Origin of the sequence: Thalassolituus hydrocarboniclasticus, assembly GCF_025345565.1 — a bacterium.
Classification (GTDB): Bacteria; Pseudomonadota; Gammaproteobacteria; order Pseudomonadales; family Oceanobacteraceae; genus Venatoribacter; species Venatoribacter hydrocarboniclasticus.
Map to the genome: position 1 here is coordinate 769,293 of NZ_CP054475.1, position 18,344 is coordinate 787,636.

General features: G+C 55.4%; 17 protein-coding genes. 8 read left to right on the plus strand and 9 right to left on the minus strand.

Annotated features, from left to right (window positions below; translation table 11 throughout):
• Nucleotides 1–15: 15 nt before the first annotated feature.
• Nucleotides 16–450, minus strand: coding sequence for an RNA polymerase-binding protein DksA (gene dksA / locus HUF19_RS03285; protein WP_260998476.1), 435 nt, complete (start codon nucleotides 448–450; stop codon nucleotides 16–18).
• Between the two features lie 253 nt (nucleotides 451–703).
• Between dksA and HUF19_RS03290 the strand changes: the two genes are divergently transcribed.
• Genes HUF19_RS03290 through HUF19_RS03300 form a run of 3 tightly spaced genes read left to right on the plus strand, consistent with a single transcriptional unit; the run spans nucleotide 704 to nucleotide 2,920 of the window.
• Nucleotides 704–1,903, plus strand: a complete 1,200-nt coding sequence (locus HUF19_RS03290) for a pyridoxal phosphate-dependent aminotransferase (protein WP_260998477.1) — start codon at nucleotides 704–706, stop codon at nucleotides 1,901–1,903.
• The gene (sfsA, locus tag HUF19_RS03295) at nucleotides 1,903–2,673 is read left to right on the plus strand and encodes a DNA/RNA nuclease SfsA (RefSeq protein ID WP_260998478.1); all 771 of its coding nucleotides are present in this window, start codon (nucleotides 1,903–1,905) and stop codon (nucleotides 2,671–2,673) included. Before HUF19_RS03290 ends, sfsA begins: the two co-directional genes overlap by 1 nt.
• Before the next feature lie 46 nt (nucleotides 2,674–2,719).
• Nucleotides 2,720–2,920 (plus strand): hypothetical protein, encoded by a 201-nt coding sequence (locus tag HUF19_RS03300; RefSeq protein ID WP_260998479.1) that lies wholly within the window; start codon nucleotides 2,720–2,722, stop codon nucleotides 2,918–2,920.
• 15 nt (nucleotides 2,921–2,935) lie between these two features.
• Here the strand turns inward: HUF19_RS03300 and HUF19_RS03305 are convergent, their stop codons facing one another.
• Nucleotides 2,936–3,253, minus strand: a complete 318-nt coding sequence (locus HUF19_RS03305; RefSeq protein WP_260998480.1) for a Rieske (2Fe-2S) protein — start codon at nucleotides 3,251–3,253, stop codon at nucleotides 2,936–2,938.
• Here HUF19_RS03305 and HUF19_RS03310 point away from each other — a divergent pair.
• Together HUF19_RS03310 and HUF19_RS03315 are read left to right on the plus strand one after the other, a co-directional pair.
• Nucleotides 3,244–4,281, plus strand: a complete 1,038-nt coding sequence (locus HUF19_RS03310; RefSeq protein ID WP_260998481.1) for a FecCD family ABC transporter permease — start codon at nucleotides 3,244–3,246, stop codon at nucleotides 4,279–4,281. The two genes, HUF19_RS03305 and HUF19_RS03310, sit on opposite strands and share 10 nt — an antisense overlap.
• The gene (locus HUF19_RS03315) at nucleotides 4,275–5,039 is read left to right on the plus strand and encodes an ATP-binding cassette domain-containing protein (protein WP_260998482.1); all 765 of its coding nucleotides are present in this window, start codon (nucleotides 4,275–4,277) and stop codon (nucleotides 5,037–5,039) included. The genes HUF19_RS03310 and HUF19_RS03315 overlap by 7 nt, the downstream gene beginning before the upstream one ends.
• A gap of 288 nt (nucleotides 5,040–5,327) precedes the next feature.
• On the opposite strand, the gene HUF19_RS03320 is transcribed toward HUF19_RS03315, so the two are convergent.
• Both HUF19_RS03320 and HUF19_RS03325 read right to left on the minus strand, forming a co-directional pair.
• Nucleotides 5,328–6,122 (minus strand): Crp/Fnr family transcriptional regulator, encoded by a 795-nt coding sequence (locus HUF19_RS03320; RefSeq protein WP_260998483.1) that lies wholly within the window; start codon nucleotides 6,120–6,122, stop codon nucleotides 5,328–5,330.
• Nucleotides 6,123–6,283: 161 nt separating this feature from the next.
• On the minus strand, nucleotides 6,284–6,598 hold the full coding sequence (locus HUF19_RS03325) for a pentapeptide repeat-containing protein (protein ID WP_260998484.1): 315 nt from the start codon (nucleotides 6,596–6,598) through the stop codon (nucleotides 6,284–6,286).
• An 82-nt stretch (nucleotides 6,599–6,680) separates the two neighbouring features.
• Between HUF19_RS03325 and HUF19_RS03330 the strand changes: the two genes are divergently transcribed.
• Both HUF19_RS03330 and HUF19_RS03335 read left to right on the plus strand, forming a co-directional pair.
• Nucleotides 6,681–9,137: a DNA polymerase II gene (locus HUF19_RS03330; RefSeq protein ID WP_260998485.1), complete on the plus strand. Its 2,457-nt coding sequence runs from the start codon at nucleotides 6,681–6,683 to the stop codon at nucleotides 9,135–9,137.
• Nucleotides 9,138–9,232: 95 nt separating this feature from the next.
• Complete coding sequence (locus tag HUF19_RS03335) at nucleotides 9,233–10,198, plus strand: magnesium transporter CorA family protein (RefSeq protein ID WP_260998486.1); 966 nt, start codon at nucleotides 9,233–9,235, stop codon at nucleotides 10,196–10,198.
• A 109-nt stretch (nucleotides 10,199–10,307) separates the two neighbouring features.
• Here the strand turns inward: HUF19_RS03335 and HUF19_RS03340 are convergent, their stop codons facing one another.
• Genes HUF19_RS03340 through HUF19_RS03360 form a run of 5 tightly spaced genes read right to left on the minus strand, consistent with a single transcriptional unit; the run spans nucleotide 10,308 to nucleotide 16,856 of the window.
• Entirely contained in the window at nucleotides 10,308–11,492 is a 1,185-nt protein-coding gene (locus HUF19_RS03340; RefSeq protein WP_260998487.1) for an OprO/OprP family phosphate-selective porin, read from the minus strand.
• Between the two features lie 32 nt (nucleotides 11,493–11,524).
• On the minus strand, nucleotides 11,525–12,607 hold the full coding sequence (locus HUF19_RS03345; protein ID WP_260998488.1) for an imelysin family protein: 1,083 nt from the start codon (nucleotides 12,605–12,607) through the stop codon (nucleotides 11,525–11,527).
• A gap of 7 nt (nucleotides 12,608–12,614) precedes the next feature.
• Nucleotides 12,615–13,829 (minus strand): DUF1513 domain-containing protein, encoded by a 1,215-nt coding sequence (locus tag HUF19_RS03350; RefSeq protein WP_260998489.1) that lies wholly within the window; start codon nucleotides 13,827–13,829, stop codon nucleotides 12,615–12,617.
• A gap of 11 nt (nucleotides 13,830–13,840) precedes the next feature.
• Nucleotides 13,841–15,382, minus strand: a complete 1,542-nt coding sequence (locus HUF19_RS03355; RefSeq protein ID WP_260998490.1) for a di-heme oxidoreductase family protein — start codon at nucleotides 15,380–15,382, stop codon at nucleotides 13,841–13,843.
• Complete coding sequence (locus HUF19_RS03360; protein ID WP_260998491.1) at nucleotides 15,372–16,856, minus strand: imelysin family protein; 1,485 nt, start codon at nucleotides 16,854–16,856, stop codon at nucleotides 15,372–15,374. Before HUF19_RS03360 ends, HUF19_RS03355 begins: the two co-directional genes overlap by 11 nt.
• 227 nt (nucleotides 16,857–17,083) lie before the next feature.
• On the opposite strand from HUF19_RS03360, the gene HUF19_RS03365 reads away from it, so the two are divergent.
• Nucleotides 17,084–18,328, plus strand: a complete 1,245-nt coding sequence (locus HUF19_RS03365) for a cytochrome-c peroxidase (protein WP_260998492.1) — start codon at nucleotides 17,084–17,086, stop codon at nucleotides 18,326–18,328.
• Nucleotides 18,329–18,344 lie beyond the last annotated feature (16 nt).

The window sequence follows — 18,344 nt, forward strand, 5'->3', positions numbered from 1 at the left end:
GCGCGTTCAGCCGGATCAGACGCCCAGCTGTCTTTCTTTGATTTCCGCCAGCGTCTTGCAGTCGATGCACAGATCGGCGGTAGGACGGGCTTCCAGACGGCGGATACCGATTTCCACGCCACAGGCGCTGCAGTAGCCATAGTCGCCTTTGCCGATCAGATCGATGGTTTTCTCGATCTTCTTGATCAGCTTACGCTCACGGTCACGGGTGCGCAGTTCCAGGTTGAACTCTTCTTCCTGACTGGCACGATCGTTAGGATCGGCGTAGTTGTTCAGCTCGGTTTGCATGTGCTCTTTGGTGCGGTCCACTTCTTCCATCAGCTCCTGTTTCCAGTTGCGCAGGATGGTTTCAAAGTGCGCCAGCTGAGCATCACTCATGTATTCTTCATCTTTGCCAATTTCGTAAGGAGTGAAATCGGACAGGGCAAATTCTTTTTTATCTTGCGGCATTGCGTTACTGCCTCACCTGGTAAACCGGTTTAACCGGACATCGGGTCCATGCGCCCCGGGAAATAACACTTCTCTTCCCCGGGCTCCAAATGATAAGGCGGGGAAACTATCAGATAACCTGCCAAGCGCCAACTATTTCCGCAGGGTTTTGTTGGCTTTGGTTGCTGCCGGTCAGCCATCTGGCACAATAGGCCGGTTATTTTGTTGTCTTCTTTATCGGTTTTCGTCTGTATTTATTGATAGTTGAGTTGTTATGTCTACCGAACAGGCTCAGGCCTCATCTGCTTCTGCCCGCCGTTGTGCGGATATCAAACCCTTTCAGGTAATGGCCATTCTGGCCGAAGCTCAGGCGCTGCAGGCGCAGGGGCAGGACATTATTCATCTGGAGGTCGGCGAGCCCGACTTCCCGACGCCACAACCGATGATTGATGCCGCCATCAAGGCGATGAATGCCGGTAAAACCGGCTACACCCCGGCGCTGGGCCTGCCCGGGTTGCGTCAGAAACTGGCGGATTATTACCACAGCCGTTTTGGTGTCAGCATCAGCCCGAAGCGTATTGTGCTGGCACCGGGAGCCTCAGGCGCCTTACTGCTGTTAACGGCGGCACGGTTGAATCCGGGGCAGAAGATGTTGCTGGCCGATCCGGGGTATCCCTGTAACCGTCACTTTGCCCGGGTGTTTGAAGGCCGCGGGCAGCTGCTGCCCTGTGGTGCGGCGCAGAAGTTTCAGCTGACGGCGGCCGATATTCGTCAGCACTGGTCGGCAGATACCAAAGTGGCGCTGGTGGCGTCACCGGCCAACCCGACCGGCACCGTGTTGTCGCCGGATGAACTCAGTGCACTGGCGGCGGCTGTACGGGAACAGCAGGGCGAACTCTGGGTGGATGAAATCTATCAGGGGCTGAATTACACCAGTGCGCCGCAGACGGTCCTGTCAGTGGCGGATGATGCAGTGGTGCTGAACAGCTTTTCCAAATTTTTTGGTATGACCGGCTGGCGTCTGGGCTGGGCGGTGGTGCCGGAGTCCTGGGTGCCGGATCTGGATACCCTGGCGCAGAACCTCTTTCTGGCGCCACCAACACCGGCGCAATACGCTGCGCTGGCGGCCTTTGAGCCAGAGACGATGGCGATTCTTGAGGAGCGCCGGGCGGAGCTGGCCGAACGCCGTGACTATCTGCTTGAAGCTCTGCCGCAACTGGGTTTTGGCGTGCCGGTCGCACCCGACGGTGCGTTTTATATCTATGCCGATGCCAGCCGCTTTACCAGCGACAGTCTGAGCTTCTGCTCGCAGGTACTGCGTGAAACCGGCGTGGCCATTACGCCGGGCGTCGACTTTGGCGAACACGAAGCCGGCAGTCATGTACGTTTTGCCTTTACCACCCGCCTTGAGCGTTTACAGGAAGCGGTTGCCCGCCTGCAGAACTGGCTGACAGCCGTTGGCGGAGTACGCTGATGCGTTACGATGCGCCGCTGGTCGGCGGGCGTTTAATCAAACGCTATAAACGTTTTCTGGCCGATATCGTGCTCGACAGCGGTGAGGAAATTACCGCCCACTGCCCGAACACCGGCTCGATGAAACACTGCGCCGAACCCGGCAGTCGCGTGTGGTTGTGGGACTCCCTGCCATCCGGCGCGGCGGCCAAACGCAAATACCGTTACAGCTGGGAATGGGTGGAAATCGCCGGGCGTTATAAAGCCTGCATCAATACCGCCCGCCCGAATCAGCTGGTGGCCGAGGCTCTGGCCGCCGGGCGCATTGCTGAGCTGGCGGGGGATTATCAGATTCTGCCGGAACCTAAAGTTGAAGACGGGCGGCTGGATTTTCTGCTGCAGCCACAGCAGCTGCAAGAACCCGAGGTGTATGTTGAGGTCAAGAGCGTTACTCTTCTCGATAACCCTCAGCCCCTACCCCGGCTTGATCAGCCGCAGGCCAGTGATGGCTGGGGCAGTTTTCCGGATGCGGTGACCGCTCGCGGCCTGAAGCACCTGCGCCGTCTGGCCGAGTTGCGCCAGCAGGGGTATCGTACCCTGCTGTTATTCTGTGTACCGCATGAGGGCATTACCCGGGTGCGCCCGGCGCGGGCCATTGATCCGGCGTATGCTGCGGCACTGGCTGAGGTGATGGAACAGGGCGTTGAGGTGCTGGCTTATCAGGCGCAGTTTTATGCGAATGCCAGCGGTCTGGAGCTGGGGCAGTGTTTGCCGGTGGATATTGCTGGCTGATACTGGAACAAATGGCACAACTGATTACAAAAACAAGGTAAGTACGATGAAACGCAATCTTATTATTCTCATTATTGGTCTTTTACTGGGCGCCTGGATTGGTTCCAATCTGATCCGTGACCGCGATCCGTTCGCTAATCCGTTTAAATCGGATGCGCTGATTGATCGTCTGAAAGACGGTGGATCGGATCTTCTGGAAGGCGGTAAGGACGTGCTGCAGGACGGTATCGATAAGCTGAAAAAGTAACGGCCGCTTGCGGTGTTACAGATCGACCCAGATCCGTCCATCGCGGATTTCGTGCGCAACGGCGGTTAAACGCTGGCCCTGACAGGGGCCGGCGATGCACTGACCATCTTCAATCAGAAACAATGCACCGTGCATGGCGCACTGAATCAGGCAACCATCGCTGTCGAGAAACTGGTCCGGTAACCATTCCAGATTAATGCCCAGATGCGGGCACTGATTGTGATAGACGAAGAACTGTCCCTGTTTGTGCACAACAAAGACCGACTGGCCTTCGAGTTCAAAACCTTTACTCTGTCCTTCCGCAATTGTGTCTGTGTGGCACAATGCCCGCATATTCTTTCCTGCAGCCTGAGTTAATTCCTGCGATGAACACCGCCCTGAAGCGGCGCAAGCATATCCTGCTGTTATGCCTGCTGCTACCACTGATCTTTATTCTGCTGGGCCTGGCCAGTGGCAGCCAGAGTCTGGACTGGCTGCTGCATACCGATGTTGGCCAGACCATTCTCTGGCAGATCCGCCTGCCACGGGTGCTGATGGCCTTTCTGGTGGGGGCTCTGCTGGCCTGGGCCGGGGTACTGATTCAGGGCATGGTGCGCAATCCACTGGCCGATCCGGGGCTGATCGGTGTATCCGGTGGTGCGGCGGTGGCGGCGGCCGTGTTTGTGGTGCTGCAGGCTGCGGGTCTGGCCTTGCCTTACTGGGCGCAGCCCATCGCCGCCTTTGCCGGTGGTGTGGTGGCGCTGCTGCTGGTGTTGCGCCTCGGCCTGCAGGGTAATTCCCTGCACGCCATGAGCTTTCTGATTCTGGCCGGGATTGCGGTGAATGTTCTGGCCGGAGCTTTGATTGGTTTGTTGTCGTATATGGCCAGTGACGATGCACTGCGCCAGATTACCTTCTGGTCGCTGGGCAGTTTATCCGGCGCCAACTGGGGTTGGGTCGGGGCGATGAGCGCGGTGCTGCTGGGCGCGGTGATCTTCTGGCCCAAACGTTTACGCAATCTGGATGCGCTGTTGCTGGGCGAAGTGGAAGCCCGCTCGCTGGGCGTTTCGGTCAGTCGTCTGCAGTGGCAGGTCGTTATCTGGGTTGCGCTCTGTGTGGCACTGGCGGTATCGGCCAGTGGTGTGATCGGCTTTATTGGCCTGATCAGCCCGCATATTGCTCGTCTGTTAACCGGTGCTGCACACCAGCGGGTACTGCCGCTGGCGGTGGTGCTGGGCGGCTGTTTGCTGGTGGCGGCTGATATGTTGTCACGGGTGATTGTGGCGCCGGCGGAACTGCCGATCGGTATCGTTACCACATTGCTGGGCGCGCCACTGTTTATTGCGCTGATGATTCGCGAGAAGAAGAGGTTGGCATGGTGAGCCCTGACACTCTGATTCAGGCTTCCGGGCTGGGCTTAAGCCGCGCCGGCGCTGCCATTGTGGATGATGTCGGTTTTCAGCTGGCTCGCGGTGAGCTGGTGATGCTGGTGGGGCCCAACGGCGCGGGTAAATCGACGCTGATGAATATGCTGGCCGGTATGCTGCAGCCTGATCGTGGCATGCTGCAGTTTAGTCAGCAGGATACCTGTAACTGGCAGCGTCGTGACTGGGCGCAACGGGTCACCCTGGTGCCACAGCTGAGTCCGATGAATTTTCCGCTGTCGGTGAGTGAGGTGGTGCAGCTGGGTGGTCTGGCGCACAGTGACTCGGTGGTGGCGCTGCGCACTCAGGTGCAGGACGCGTTACAGGCCTGGGATATCGCTTATCTGGCCGGGCGCGATGTACGTCTGTTGTCGGGTGGTGAGCAACAGCGTTGTCAGCTGGCGCGCAGCTGGATTCAGGTGAATCAGGCTGACAGTCAGCTGTGGCTGCTGGATGAGCCTCTGAGTGCGCTCGATCTGCGCCATCAGCAGCAGTGTATGAGCCATATCCGCCAGCTGACGGCCACGGGTAAGAGTGTGCTGATGGTGGTGCACGATCTGAATCTGGCGCGGCGCTATGCCGATCGTGTGCTGCTGCTCTGTTGTGGTCGTCTGGTCGCGGACGGGCCGGCGCGGGAGGTATTAACGGCGGAGCAGGTCAGTGACACCTTCCGCGTTGAGACGGTGCTCGAGGGGGATTACCTGCACTGGGTGTGAATAAGCCGACGCGGATAGCCGATAAAAAAACGCCCCTCGACTCTGAAAGAGAGAGGGGCAAAGCAACCGTGATTAGCTTGATGAGAGAGATCTCCACCCCGACAACAAAATGAGGTGTTGAACACCGGCGCCATCTCTGACGTCGATGGGTAAACAATAATGATTCTCAAAAACATTGTCAATAATAATTCTCATTTATATTTGAGGCATTCCTGAGCATATTCAGAGCACAAAAAAGCCGTGGCAGAAAACTGTCACGGCTTTTTTGTTTCCCACAGGGTGCGGCGTTTATTCTTTGTCGATCAGTTGCTGATTCATCAGTGTGATGCGGCGCGCCAGGTTTTCAATCAGATTCACCGCCGCTTTCGGCTGAGCTTCGATCAGCAGGATAAAGTCATGCTGTGGCACAGCCATAATGGTGCACGGCGTGCGGGCAATCACAGTAGCGCTGCGTGGCTCGCCGGTAAATACCGCCATGGCACCGAAGACTTCTTCTTCGCCGATATCGCCGACTTTGACGCCATCAACAAAGACATCCGCTTCACCACTGATAATGGTGTACACATGCTCCGCCGGGTCACCCTGCTGGATAATGACATCGCCGGGCTGAATGTTCTGGAAGCCGGCGGTTGGCCTTACCTGGGTTTTGAAGGTGTCAGCCAGATAGTTCAGCAACAGGGCATTCTGGCACACCAGAAAGTGGCTCCAGTAATGCTGGCGGCGTTTGTCGGAATAGACGTGGCGCAGGAAGCGGTCGCGGTCAATCGGGATCAGTTCAACGTATTCATCGGTACGCAGTACCGGTAAAGGCAGATCAAAGGAGTGGATGATGCCAATCAGGTCACCTTCGTCAAAACTGACCAGATTCTGGCCGTTTTTACTCAGGTGCAGCATGCCATCCTGAATCAGAAAAAACTGGTCACGGTCGAAGTGCTCGTAAAGATCGTCGACGCTTTCCAGTGTGATGGGCGTATTACTCAGTTCAAACCCTTCGAGCAGCAGCCGTACCAGATGAGAAATCCGGTTAATTAACTGTTCGATGGTGTCTGATGGTTTGCCAACCAGAAACATGCTATCCCCCACATTTTGCCTCTTCGGGCAATCCTGTCATTGATCACAGGAATGTACAGCAAAACCCCGAAGGCTTGAACCTGCCATAACGGAATTTGCGCAAAAGGTACGATCAGATCAATCAGTGCTTTATAACTGACATAAATGCCAGCAGTGGTGGCGCTGTAATGTCTTTATTGTGCCTGGTCGCGCAGCCGGGTGCCGTGGCTGACCGACAGCAGAATCTCTTCGGCCGGAATACTGGGCGGAAAGTAACAGCCACTGATTTTGGCGTTGGCAAGGCTGACACCATCCATACGGCAGCCGCGGAAATCAATGCCGCGCAGGTCGGCGCCGCGGAAATAGGCGTCGGTCAGGTCAATGTCCTTCAGGTTGATATTGCGCAGGTCCAGGCCGCGCAGATCACAGGCCCGCAGGTCACAGGTTTTGCCGCTTTCCCGCGCTTTATTAAAGCCCTGCACATCGTCGTTGCGCAGCATTTGGTACATGGGATCCTGACTTATGATGGGAGTAGGCATAGGTTATTCCTTAATTACGGTAAACTCCGTTCTTTCAAGTATAGATCGCCCTATGAACAACGCTTTTCTGCTGACCAGCAGCTGGACCGACCTTCAGGAAAATGACGGCCTGCACACTGTGCTGACGTTCTGGTGGCATACCGCGCACGGACCTGTGCGCCAGCAGATCCGCCAGCCGGCGGTGTGTTTTATTGACCGTGAACATGCTGCCCGGGCCGCCGATATTGCCCGCACCCTCAACTGGCCGGTGCGCATCGCCGATGTGCCGCTGCACAGTTTTGCCGCACAGCCGGCCAGTGCCTGTTATCTGCCCTCGTCTTACACCTACCGCTGGCGCGATGTTTTACTTGAGCAGGGCATTATTTGCCGCGAGGTGGATATCCGACCGACCGACCGTTATCTGATGGAACGCTTTATTTATGGCGCAGCACAGCTGCCCGACAGACTGGTCGCAGATGAGCAACGGCCGTTTTCACATGAGCAGAGCGGACGTTTGCGGGCGCTGCCGGCCGGACAGTCGGCGTTTCCCGCACTGCCACCTTTCCGCTGCGTATCACTGGATATCGAAACCTCTTTTCCGCGCCGCGGAGAGCCTGACCGGCTGTTTTCCATTGGCTTTTATGCCGATGACTGGCAACAGGTGGTGATGGTTGACGAAGGGCAGACTGTTGAGGATCAGGCTGGTGAGGATCAGGAAAAGCATGACGGACTGGAGCTGGTGGCCGATGAGGCGGCGTTACTGCGGCGTTTTCTGCAATTAATAGCCGACTACGATCCGGACGTAATCATGGGCTGGAACGTTATTCAGTTCGATTTTGATTTTTTACGGCGCAAATGCGTTGAGCACAGCATTCCATTCACTATTGGCCGTGACGGCAGCGAGTTAAGCTGGCGGGTCAGTGCCAATAATCCCGACCGGATTTTTCTGCATATTGCCGGCCGTGTCGTGCTTGACGGCATCGACCTGCTGCGTAATGCCACCTGGCAGTTTGAGAGTTTTGCCCTGAATGATGTTGCCCAGTATTTTCTCGGTGACAGCAAGCTGCTGCAGAGCGATGACCGCGGCGGTGATATTGAATATTTATTTATTCATGATAAAGCCGCTTTGGCGGCTTATAACCTGAAAGACTGCGAACTGGTCTGGCGGATTTTTGAAAAGGCCGACCTGCTGAACTTTACCATCGAACGTGCCCATATGACTGGCCTCAGCATGGACCGTATGGGCGGTTCGGTTGCAGCCTTTGAAAATATGTATCTGCCGCGCCTGCACCGCGCAGGTTTTGTGGCGCCTAATATTGGTGAAGGTTATCACGCGCAGAAAAGCCCCGGTGGTTATGTGATGGATTCACGCCCCGGATTATTTGAGCATGTGCTGGTACTGGATTTTAAGAGTCTGTACCCGTCGATTATCCGCACCTTTAAAATTGATCCGATGGGCCTGGCTGAAGGCCTGCGTCTGGCGGAAAAAAGCACCGAAGCCCGCGATATTGTGCCTGGCTTTTTTGGCGCGCAGTTTCATCAAGAGCAACATATCCTGCCGGAACTTATCCGGGTACTGGGTGATAAACGCGAGCAGGCGAAAAAAGCCGGTAATAAAGCCCTGAGTCAGGCGATTAAAGTGATTATGGCTTCCTGTTATGGCGTACTGGGCTCCGACGGTTGCCGGTTTTACGATACCCGTCTGGCCAGTTCCATTACCCTGCGCGGCCATCAGATTATTCAGCAGAGCTCAGCCTGGATTGAAGAGCAGGGCTTTGATGTGATTTATGGCGATACCGATTCGGTCTTTGTCTGGCTCAAGCGCAGTGTCAGCGATGCTGAAGCGGACAGCCTTGGTCAGCGCCTGGTACGCGAACTGAACCAGTGGTGGGCTGAACGTTTACCGCAGGAATTTGGCATCGAAAGTTTTCTGGAAATGGAATACGAAACCCATTACCGGCGCTTTTTTATGCCCTCTATCCGCGGGGAAGAAACCGGCAGCAAAAAGCGCTATGCCGGTCTGATAAAAAATAGCAGTGGTGAAAGCGAACTGGTGTTTAAAGGACTGGAAGCGGTCCGTTCCGACTGGACACCGCTGGCGCGCCAGTTTCAGACGGAATTATACCGCCGTATTTTTTTGCAGGAACCTTATCAGGACTGGCTGCGCGAACAGGTGCAGAGCCTGTTAACCGGCAAGCTGGATCATTTGCTGACTTATCGCCGGCGTCTGCGCCGGCCGTTACCCGCGTATCAGAAAAATATTCCGCCCCATGCCCAGGCCGCGGCCAAGCTGGAGCAATGGCTGGCATTAAAAGGGTTACCTTCGCGTTTTGCCGAGCGTGGCGGCTGGATTACCTATCGCTGGACGGTGAACGGCCCGGAACCGGTCTGGCCGGATGGCAGTGCAGGTGCCGCGGCGGATTATCATCATTATCTGGAAAAACAGCTGAAACCCACGGCGGATGCTATTTTTCATTACATCGACGATGATTTTACCGCCCTGGCCGGACAGCAGATGGCTTTGTTCTGACAAGGCATTAGCAGTAACAGCATTGACTGAGCAGAGGTTTTCCCCGACCTTTGTCTCTGACGTTTATGTATCGCCCTATCGGCAAGGAGAAACCTGTGATCAGGACAATATTAATTAACGCACAGGGGCAGATCAGCAGTGGCGGAGCCGAGCTGATTGAGCTCTGGCGGACGCAGCCTGAAAGCCGTATCTGGGTTGACAGTCAGCAGGCCGATGCCGAACAGGAGCGCGATATATTACAGACCTTTGGTTGTCATCCGCTGGCCATCAAAGACGCCCTGCGTGACCGTCACCCGCCGAAACTGGAAGAGTTTTCCGATCATATTTTTATTCTCTACCGTGGTATTGCAGGTTTTGATGCCGGGCTGAATTATACCGGTCAGTCGCTGTCGTTTTTTGTCGGCGAACGTTTTCTGCTGACCCGTCATCCGCAGGCCGCCCAGAGTATCGATCGTTTGCTGGCCGATAATGGCGGTATTTATCTGCAGCGCAGTCCGGCACAGCTGGCATTGAAAATTATGCATACCTCGGCCGGGATCTATCTGGATAATATTCTGGCCTTTGAAGAACGTCTGGGTGAGCTCGAAGATGAACTGTCAGAAGCGGGCAGTGACGAGCATATGCGTGAGCTGATGAATTATAAATCACGGCTGGTGAAGTTACGCCGTACCTTTAATTATCATAAAAACATCACCGACGAGTTACGCACCGGGGAATATGCCTTTTTCCCGGACGATGAAAACATGCGCCATGTGATTAACGATCTGCACGATCGTTTTGAGCGTCTGCACAGTCTGACTCAGATGTTTTATGATCTTTGCGGTGATCTGGTGGATGGTTATATTTCCATTACCTCGCATCAGCTGAACAGTACCATGCGCGTACTGACGGTAATTACCGCGATCTTTGTGCCACTGAGTTTTCTCGCCGGGCTTTACGGTATGAACTTTGAGTATATTCCTGAGCTTAAATTTCAGCATGGCTATTTTATCCTGCTCGGTTTTATGGGATTTCTGGCGGTTGGATTACTCTGGCTGTTCCGGCGTATGCGCTGGCTCTGAGGCCGGTTTCACGTCACAGCAACAGGCAGGCATAAAAAATGCCGGGGTGGAAACGCACCGGCATTTTTTTATGACAAGTCTCAGAACTCTCTTTAAATAGCAGTCCCGATCAGAACATATAACCCATCCCCAGATTAAAGCCATCGGCGTTACCGGCGTCTTGATTCTGTTGCTGGATATCGGCTTTAAATACAATGCCCTCAACCGGATAATAATTAACACCGGCATCGCTCTGACTGGCGTTCATATCATCCTTCTGTGACCAGGCGCTCTGGCGGGCAAAAAATCCCCATTGTTCGTTCAGGCGGTAATTCACTTCAACATAACCACCATCCTGCAGCGCTTTACCGGCAGCATCGGCGGCATTGCCACCCAGATCCCAGCGTGCGTAAAGCGCTTTGGTGGTGATATCACCCAGCTGATAAATCATATGGGCGCCAACCAGTGTCGCATCGTCGGCATAAGAGATTTCTGCGCTCTGATCCAGATCCGGCTGATACTGCGCGTAAGCCGCCAGTTCCAGACCGGCGGTGCCGCGATAAACAACGCGCCCGGTTACGGCCAGATCGAAGGCATCGGCAAAAGAACCTTTCTGCTTACCGGATTTCAGATCAAACGGATCGGCACTGCTGTCGTAGGTTGGATCATCGGTTTTCAGACCTTCAGAAATCATCAGGTCGTAACTGATGCCATTATCCAGCTGGTGGGTCAGGCTGATACCGGCCGAATACCAGGTGGTCGGGATAATGGTGGTTTCAATCACCGGTCGCTCAACACCGTAAAATGTCGGTGGCTCGTGGGTTTCATTAATCATGCCTACCGGCATCAGCATCACACCGCTGCGGAACTGCATATTGCTCATCAGGTCGAGTTCAACGTAGGCCTGTTCAATTTCTACCGCGCCACGGGCGCCATCGCTGACCAGCGTGTGTTCCACTTCAAATTCAGACACAAAGCGTGCGCGGTCACTGAAGTCGTAGCCAAAAAACAGCACCATACGGTGTAAATCAATCTGGCGGGTATCGGTGCCATCGACATCCAGATGGTTGTAATGCATTTCGCCATAACCGCCGATATGCACGTTTTTATTTGTCCCGGAAGATTGCTGAGCGGCCACGCTGTCCATGCTGTCGGCCATCGCATTCAGGCGTTCGTTCATGCTCTGTTCAAGCTGTTCGATACGTTTCTGCAGCTCGATAATGGTTTGCTGATCATCAGCCTGAGCCAGTTGTGTATTGGCCAGTAATACCGCACCGGCTAACAGGGCGGCGTGTTTTTTCAGGTTGGCTTTCATTGACTATCTGCCCTTATAAAATAATTAAAAAATTAATCGCCGTCGGTAAAGTTGATGCCCAGATCAACTTCCAGCCCGTCCGGAATTTCACGTTTAAAATTGCCATCCAACTGCGCCGCCGAGGATTTAAATAACAGGGCATCCTGATTGCTGATGTTGTCCCGTGCGGCTGTAATATTCGAGCGCACAGCACTGACCGCCGCGTCGTAACCGGCGGCCGTCATCAGTGAGAACAGGCTCAGGGTGCTGGCGCTGTTGCCCTGTAAAATTTCTTCAATGCTGTCGATAGCGGTGGCCATTAACGGCCAGTTGTAACCACTGCTTTGTGCGGCAACGGTGGCAACATTGCGTTGTTGTAAATAATCGAGAAATTCCTGCGCGCTGGTCAGCAGCTGGGTCAGGGCGGGGGTGCCATCATCCAGTTGATTACTGAGAAATAACTCACGGTAAGGTTTGCCGGTGGCTTTGTGATTCAGCGTCCAGCCATTGTGGATGTAATCGGCTTTCACCTGCAGGGCGTTGCTGAGGCCGGTGAGAATGCCGCATTTGCGCGGCTGGGCCTGATATTCCGCAACAATATCGGCGGCGTTTGTGCTGGCATCGGCAGCGCGTTCAAATACAGCAATTTCCAGTGCCAATAATCCCACGTACTGAAAATTACGGTTATCAAAGTAGCTGCTGTTTAATTCTGTAGTGTTGCCCAGCAGGGTATTGATTTCACTTCTTACCGTGGCGCTGTAGTTATTACCGCGCTGGCGCAGGGAGTCGATATAAATGTATGGCGGAAATACCAGGTCGTCGTCGGCCGGGCCGAAATTTAACGGCAATAAGCGATACCAGCTGTCGGCCAGTGTTCGCCATTGTTGTTGCACAGCCGTCAGTCCGGCGGCATCCGGAGCGCTGCAGAACGCTTCAGCCTGATTGGTTAATGCAGCGCTTTGGCTGGCGAAATCATTAACCGCCGGAATAATGCTGTTGTCGGTCAGTTCCTGCAGCGCCTTATCCAGTGATGATTGCGTGACGGTGACCGGATCATTAACGCGTTCTCCACCGCAGGCGGTTAATAACAATCCGGCAGCAGAAAACAGGAGTGAACGAAACAATAAAAAATTCATGGGTTGCTCAACTGATGGTGTTCAGGGTTAAAGAAATCATGTGATTGTCCCAGTGCATTGCAGGAATCTGCAGCCGCAGACCGGGCTGTTCCTGCAGGGTTTTTGCATCGATACGGCGCAGCTGGCCGGCGGAATTGGACAATACAAAACAGCGCTGATCATGGCTTACGGTCAGGCCGCAGACATCGTGAAAGGCGTGATAGCCGAGCAGTTCATAGCGGTCGAGATGCCAGAAAGCGACCAGATTGCCACGCGGGCTGCTGAAACCGGCAATGCGCTCGCCGTTATGCACGGCAACACTGCCCATGTAGTCGTTAAACTGACTGAGCAGCGGCACAGGGGCTGGCAGCGGCTGCAGTGTTTTACCCGGTGTGTGCACGGCTCCGGGGGCGACAATATGGTTGTCTGCCATCGCGGCCCGCTGCACCTGAGTGGCCACGGCGACGGTGCCGTCGGCGGCAATATCCAGATGGCGGATGCTGGCTTTGGCTTCGGTCAGGGTCTGTTCGTCGAGCAATACACCATCGCTGGCGCGCAGGTAGCTCAGGCTGGAACGCATGGTGTCGAGGTTAAGAATTTTACGTCCGCTGTCCGGGTGGGTGCGCAGACCGCCGTTGGCGACGACCAGTGTTTTTCCATCGGGCATCATTTTTAATTCGTGCGGACCAATACCGTGGCTGTCGAACTCCCCCAGCCATTGATAGGTGCTGGCATCGCGTACCACGATTTTTCCCCGGCCGGAGACAAAATCAGACTCTGTGGTAAACAGCTGCCGGCCATCGGCGCTGAAGCAGGCATGACCGTGCAGATGGCGTCCGGGCTGACAGGCAAAACGGGCCGTTATGTCGCCACTGAGCAGATTAACCTCCACGCACTCGGTGCCGGGCTGGCGCGAGACCATCAGCACGGAATCCGGGCGCAATGGATGCTGTACTGCGCCATGGCCGCGGAAACCACTGACTGCGGCATGGGCGCTCTGGCCTGCAGAGCCTGCCGCGGGCTGCACCCAGCCCAGGCCGAACTGGCTGGCATCACGGCCCTGAGCGGAGACCCAGAATTCCTGCGCTGCGGAGGATGAGTCGGGTGCTTTATTGCAGGCGCTGAGCAAGCCGGCGGTTGCCGGTGCAAGGCCCAGAGCCAGCAGTGTTTTTAAGGTCTGGCGGCGTTGCTGACCCTGTTTATGCAGGTCAGTCGCCGTTGAAGCTGAAGATCTGGATTTCATATTCATTCCACTTACAGCGATTGGACAAAGCGGATCAGAGCCTTGCGCTCATCGGCCGGCAGATTAACAAAGGCCTGGCGTGCACCAAGGGCTTCACCGCCGTGCCAGACAATGGCTTCTTCGACTGAGCGGGCGCGGCCATCGTGCAGCAGAGTGGTGCTGCCATTGATCTGTTGGCTCAGGCCCAGTCCCCACAGTGGTGGCGTCCGCCATTCGCGGCCATCGGCGGCGTAGTCCGGGCGCTGGTCGGCCAGTTCTTCGCCCATGTCGTGCAACAGCAGATCACTGTATGGCCAGATAATCTGCTTACTCAGATGAGGGAATTCGCGGCTTTCGCCGGTGACAAAGGATGGCTGATGGCAGCCCGCACAGCCGCTCCGATAAAACAGTGAGCGCCCGGCAATAACGTCTGCATGATCGGCATCCCGGCGTTGTGGCACTGCCAGATTGCGGTTGAAATTGATCACCAGCTGCAGCAGTTTTTGCGGCAGCTCCGTTCCCTGTTGATCATTGCCCTGCTCATCATTGCCAGTAGCTTGCTGCAAACAGATGGTTTGCGCGTCGGTGCAGGGCTGAGCCGGAAACAGTGGGTTACTGATGCCAACGTCGTTGGCAAAGGCACCGGCGACCACCATCGCCATGGTTGGGCGGTTGGCTTTCAGGCCAAAACGACCGGGGACGGTTTTGTGTTGCTCGACATCCCAGACCTGATTGACCCGGCCGGAAATACCGTCCTGATTGCGGTCGTGTTCATCGGCCAAAGCATCAATATCGGCCTGAGCAATTAACTCCAGCAAACCCATGCCATGAATCGGCGGCGCGACCCTGAGACTGAACAGTGTGTGCTCGTGCAGCGGACCATAACCCAGCTTGCGGATATCGGCTTCGGGCCAGCGCAATTCAATCTGCTGGCCGTCGGGGTAAGTAAACCAGCGGGTCTGCCAATTGAGATAAACGTAGGCTTCCGGTGCGACTTCATCGGTTCTGGCCAGATCGTTCTGACTGCTGCGCAGCTGATGGGACAGTGCGGTTGACTGGCTTTGCAGCTGATCGCCATACACAGGTTCGGGAATGACACCGGCAACCGGATCAGACCCCGGCAGACTCAGCCGCAGGAAGGCATTAAACAGCGGGCTGTTGTTATCGGCCGGAACCGAACCACGGCCGCCGTTAATGTGGCAGGCCAGGCAGGTGCGGGCGTTATACAGCGGGCCCAGACCATCGCGTGCGGTGGTGGCGGTCGGCGCCTTTACCCAGGGTTGGTGCGCCAGTGCTTTACCAGCAAAAAAGTCGGCTTTGGCACTGACGGGTAAATTGGTGACGGGTTTTTCGTAGCTGGCAAAGGGCATGATGGCACTGCTGCCCGTGCCACCGGGCAGGCGTTCACTGTCGCTTAATGCGGGTATAACTGGCCCCGCTTCTGCATTTTCTGATGCTACATCAGGCTGGCAGGCACTCAGGCTCAGTACGGCAGAAAAGACAAAAGCCAGCCGGGTAAAACCCGGCTGGCTGAGTATCGATAATGCGTTCATTGGCGGGTGATTATTCGTCACAGGATACCAGCGGGTCCTTTGTATCACAGGCGGATGCGTCAGGATCAACAACAGAACCACTGATGCCGAGGGTGGTGGCAATTTCTGCAATCAGTGCCGACTGAGTATTGAGCGCAGTGATGGTTTTATAGACCGGGTTATTGGCGGTCTGATTGGCGGCCATAATCAGCACGTCAAAGGGTTCGCCGGCACGGGCCTTAGCATCAATGGCCGTGTAGTGGGTTGCGGTGGTGGTCAGCGCTGTTTCGACACGGGTGGCCAGTTCTGCTTTACCGGCATCGCGCAGGTAATCGTCGATACCATAGCCATTGGTAATGGCACGGGTGGTGACGTTGTCGGTACCGTCCAGTGTGCTGTCGTAACCGGCATAAGCACCGTAGTAACTGTTGGCTACGCCTTCTGCATCCAGCCAGATATCACGGTGGGTGTTATCGGAGAAGCAGCTGTGTTCGTCTTCCTGAGAGTTGGCGCTGAAGGCAATCTGCATACGCTCACCGGCCAGTTCGCCTTCGGACAGCGTGCCCATACCGGTCAGAATTTCTGCCAGTTTTTGTTTGGCCTGTGCTTCGCTGGTCACCGTGGTGAAGGCGGTGCGGTAAGCCGCACCGGCTTTCCAGCCATCGCGTACGGCTTCGAGATCGGCAATCAGTTTATCCACCGCAACGGCCATAAACTGGTGACGACGATGGGAGAGGGTATTGGCGTTGTAGTCTGTGGTTGTGCCATCAAAACCCGGAACGAAATCGCTCAGCGGACGCTGGCCACCGTGGTTAAACACATAAGATTTCACGGCGCTGTCACGGTCTGTACCGTCAGTCGTGTTGCCGGTGGTGTTCAGATCCTGACCCCACAGCATAAATTCGATGGCGTGGTAGCCGGCAATCACATCGTGCTCATCATCGGCGGTGGCGGTATTGGCCAGCAAATCAGCGTTAATGATCACATTGGTGTTGCCAATGATGTTGTCAGCATCGTTGTTGGTGGCGTGGGTCGCATCAATGGCGCCGTTGCCGTTAATGCCGGCGCTGTTGGCGGTCACACCAATCTGGTCGGTACCAAAGTCGCTGCTGTTGGTTTTGACGTAATCGATCAGGGCTTCACCCAATGGCCAGGCGTTGATATCGCCTTCCGGGCCGTTTTCGCTGCTGTAGTCTGTTGAGTCAATCGGGCTGTTACGGAAACGATAAACTTCGCTCTGGCCGTAAGGTTCGCGCGCAACCAGCCAGGCTTTCTTCGCTGCTTCCAGGTTGGCTTCAGTCGGATCTGCACGGAAGGTTGCCAGTGCAGTTTTCAGGTCGATGGCGGTATCGACGGCATCACTGTAAACGGCCAGGGCGATATCGGCATTGGTATTCAGAACCTTCTGCACATTCGGCAGGTTGATAACGGAGGAGTCTGAGTCGCTGGATGATCCACCGCAAGCGGTCAGCAGTGTGGCGGTGGTGATACAGGCTGCAAGCTGTGTCAGTTTCATGATCGGATCCTGTTTGGGCAGAAATGAATGGCGGTGACAGTTGTAAGCCGGGTAATGCAGGCTGGACTGGCTGTCGTACATCTGTAAAAAAGTGTCAGGATGCGCAATCTAGTGCAAATGCAAATAGTTTGCAACTGCATAGGTTAATGTTGTTGATTCGTATTTTATATCCACACTCTGTGTAGTAGCATTGCCGCCTGAATTGTTGCTGTCAGGCGGATTGGGTTATGAATAAAGGGTTGTTTTTTCCGTTGTATGTCGCTCTGGCGGTGGCTGTAGTGGCCGTTAGCGGCTGCGGTGGCAGCAGTGGCGGCTCTGACAGTCCGGCCTTTGCCAGCAAAGAAGCGTTGGGTGAAAGCCTGTTTCATGACACCCGTTTGTCTGCCAACCGCACTCAGTCCTGTGCGACCTGCCACAACCCCGAGCATGGTTTTGTTGATAACCGCAGTGGCGCAGACGGCAAGGTGAGCCCGGTTTCCCGTGGCGATAACGGCACGTCGTTTGGTGATCGCAATGCTCCGACTGCAGCCTATGCGCGCTTCAGTCCGGCGTTCAGTCAGGGCAGCCATACCCGCGCAGCGGAAACCGTGCCGGGCAGCCTGAAAGAATACAGCGGTTATATTGGTGGTCAGTTTCACGATGGCCGCGCCAGTGGTCTGGCACAGCAGGCTGCCGGGCCACCACTGAACCCGATAGAAATGGGCATGGAAAACAAAACAGCCGTGGTTAACCGGTTGCTGGAAAATAATGACTACGCTGAGGCTTTCAGTCAGTTGTATGGACTGGATCTGACCGCTGATGCTGATGCCGCCTATGCAGCAATGACCGATGCCATTGCGGCTTTTGAGCGCAGTAATACCTTTGCCCCTTTCGATTCGAAATACGACCGCTCGTTACTGCCAGTGGGGGATGCTAATCGCTATGTTTACGATGCGCTGGATAAAGCCACGCTGGGCAAGTCACTGTTTTTCAGTCAGTTCACTAACTGTGGCGCCTGTCATCAGTTAAAAGCCAAGGGGATGCGCGGGGAAACCTTCAGTAATTACGAGTACCACAACATTGGCGTACCGGTGAATGCCGCTGCCCGTGCGCTGAGCGGAGTAAGCGACAGCGATGATGGCCTGCTGGCGAATCCGGACGTCACGGATGAGATGCAGCGCGGTAAATTTAAAGTTCCGACACTGCGTAACGTCGCGGTCACCGGCCCCTATATGCATAACGGCGTGTTTGCCGATCTGGCGACGGTGGTACAGTTTTACGATCACTTTAAGACCGGGTCGGATTTTGCGGAAAATCCGGAAACCGGGCTGCCCTGGGCCGAGCCGGAAATCAGCGCCAACATGAGTAACGACGATTTGCAGCAGGCACGGACTTTATCGGAGACAGAAGTCACCGCACTGGTCTGTTTCCTGCGCACCCTGACCGACGCCCGCTATGAGCCTTTGTTACCGGACGATGGCTTGTGTGACTGAGAACCACTGAGCAGAT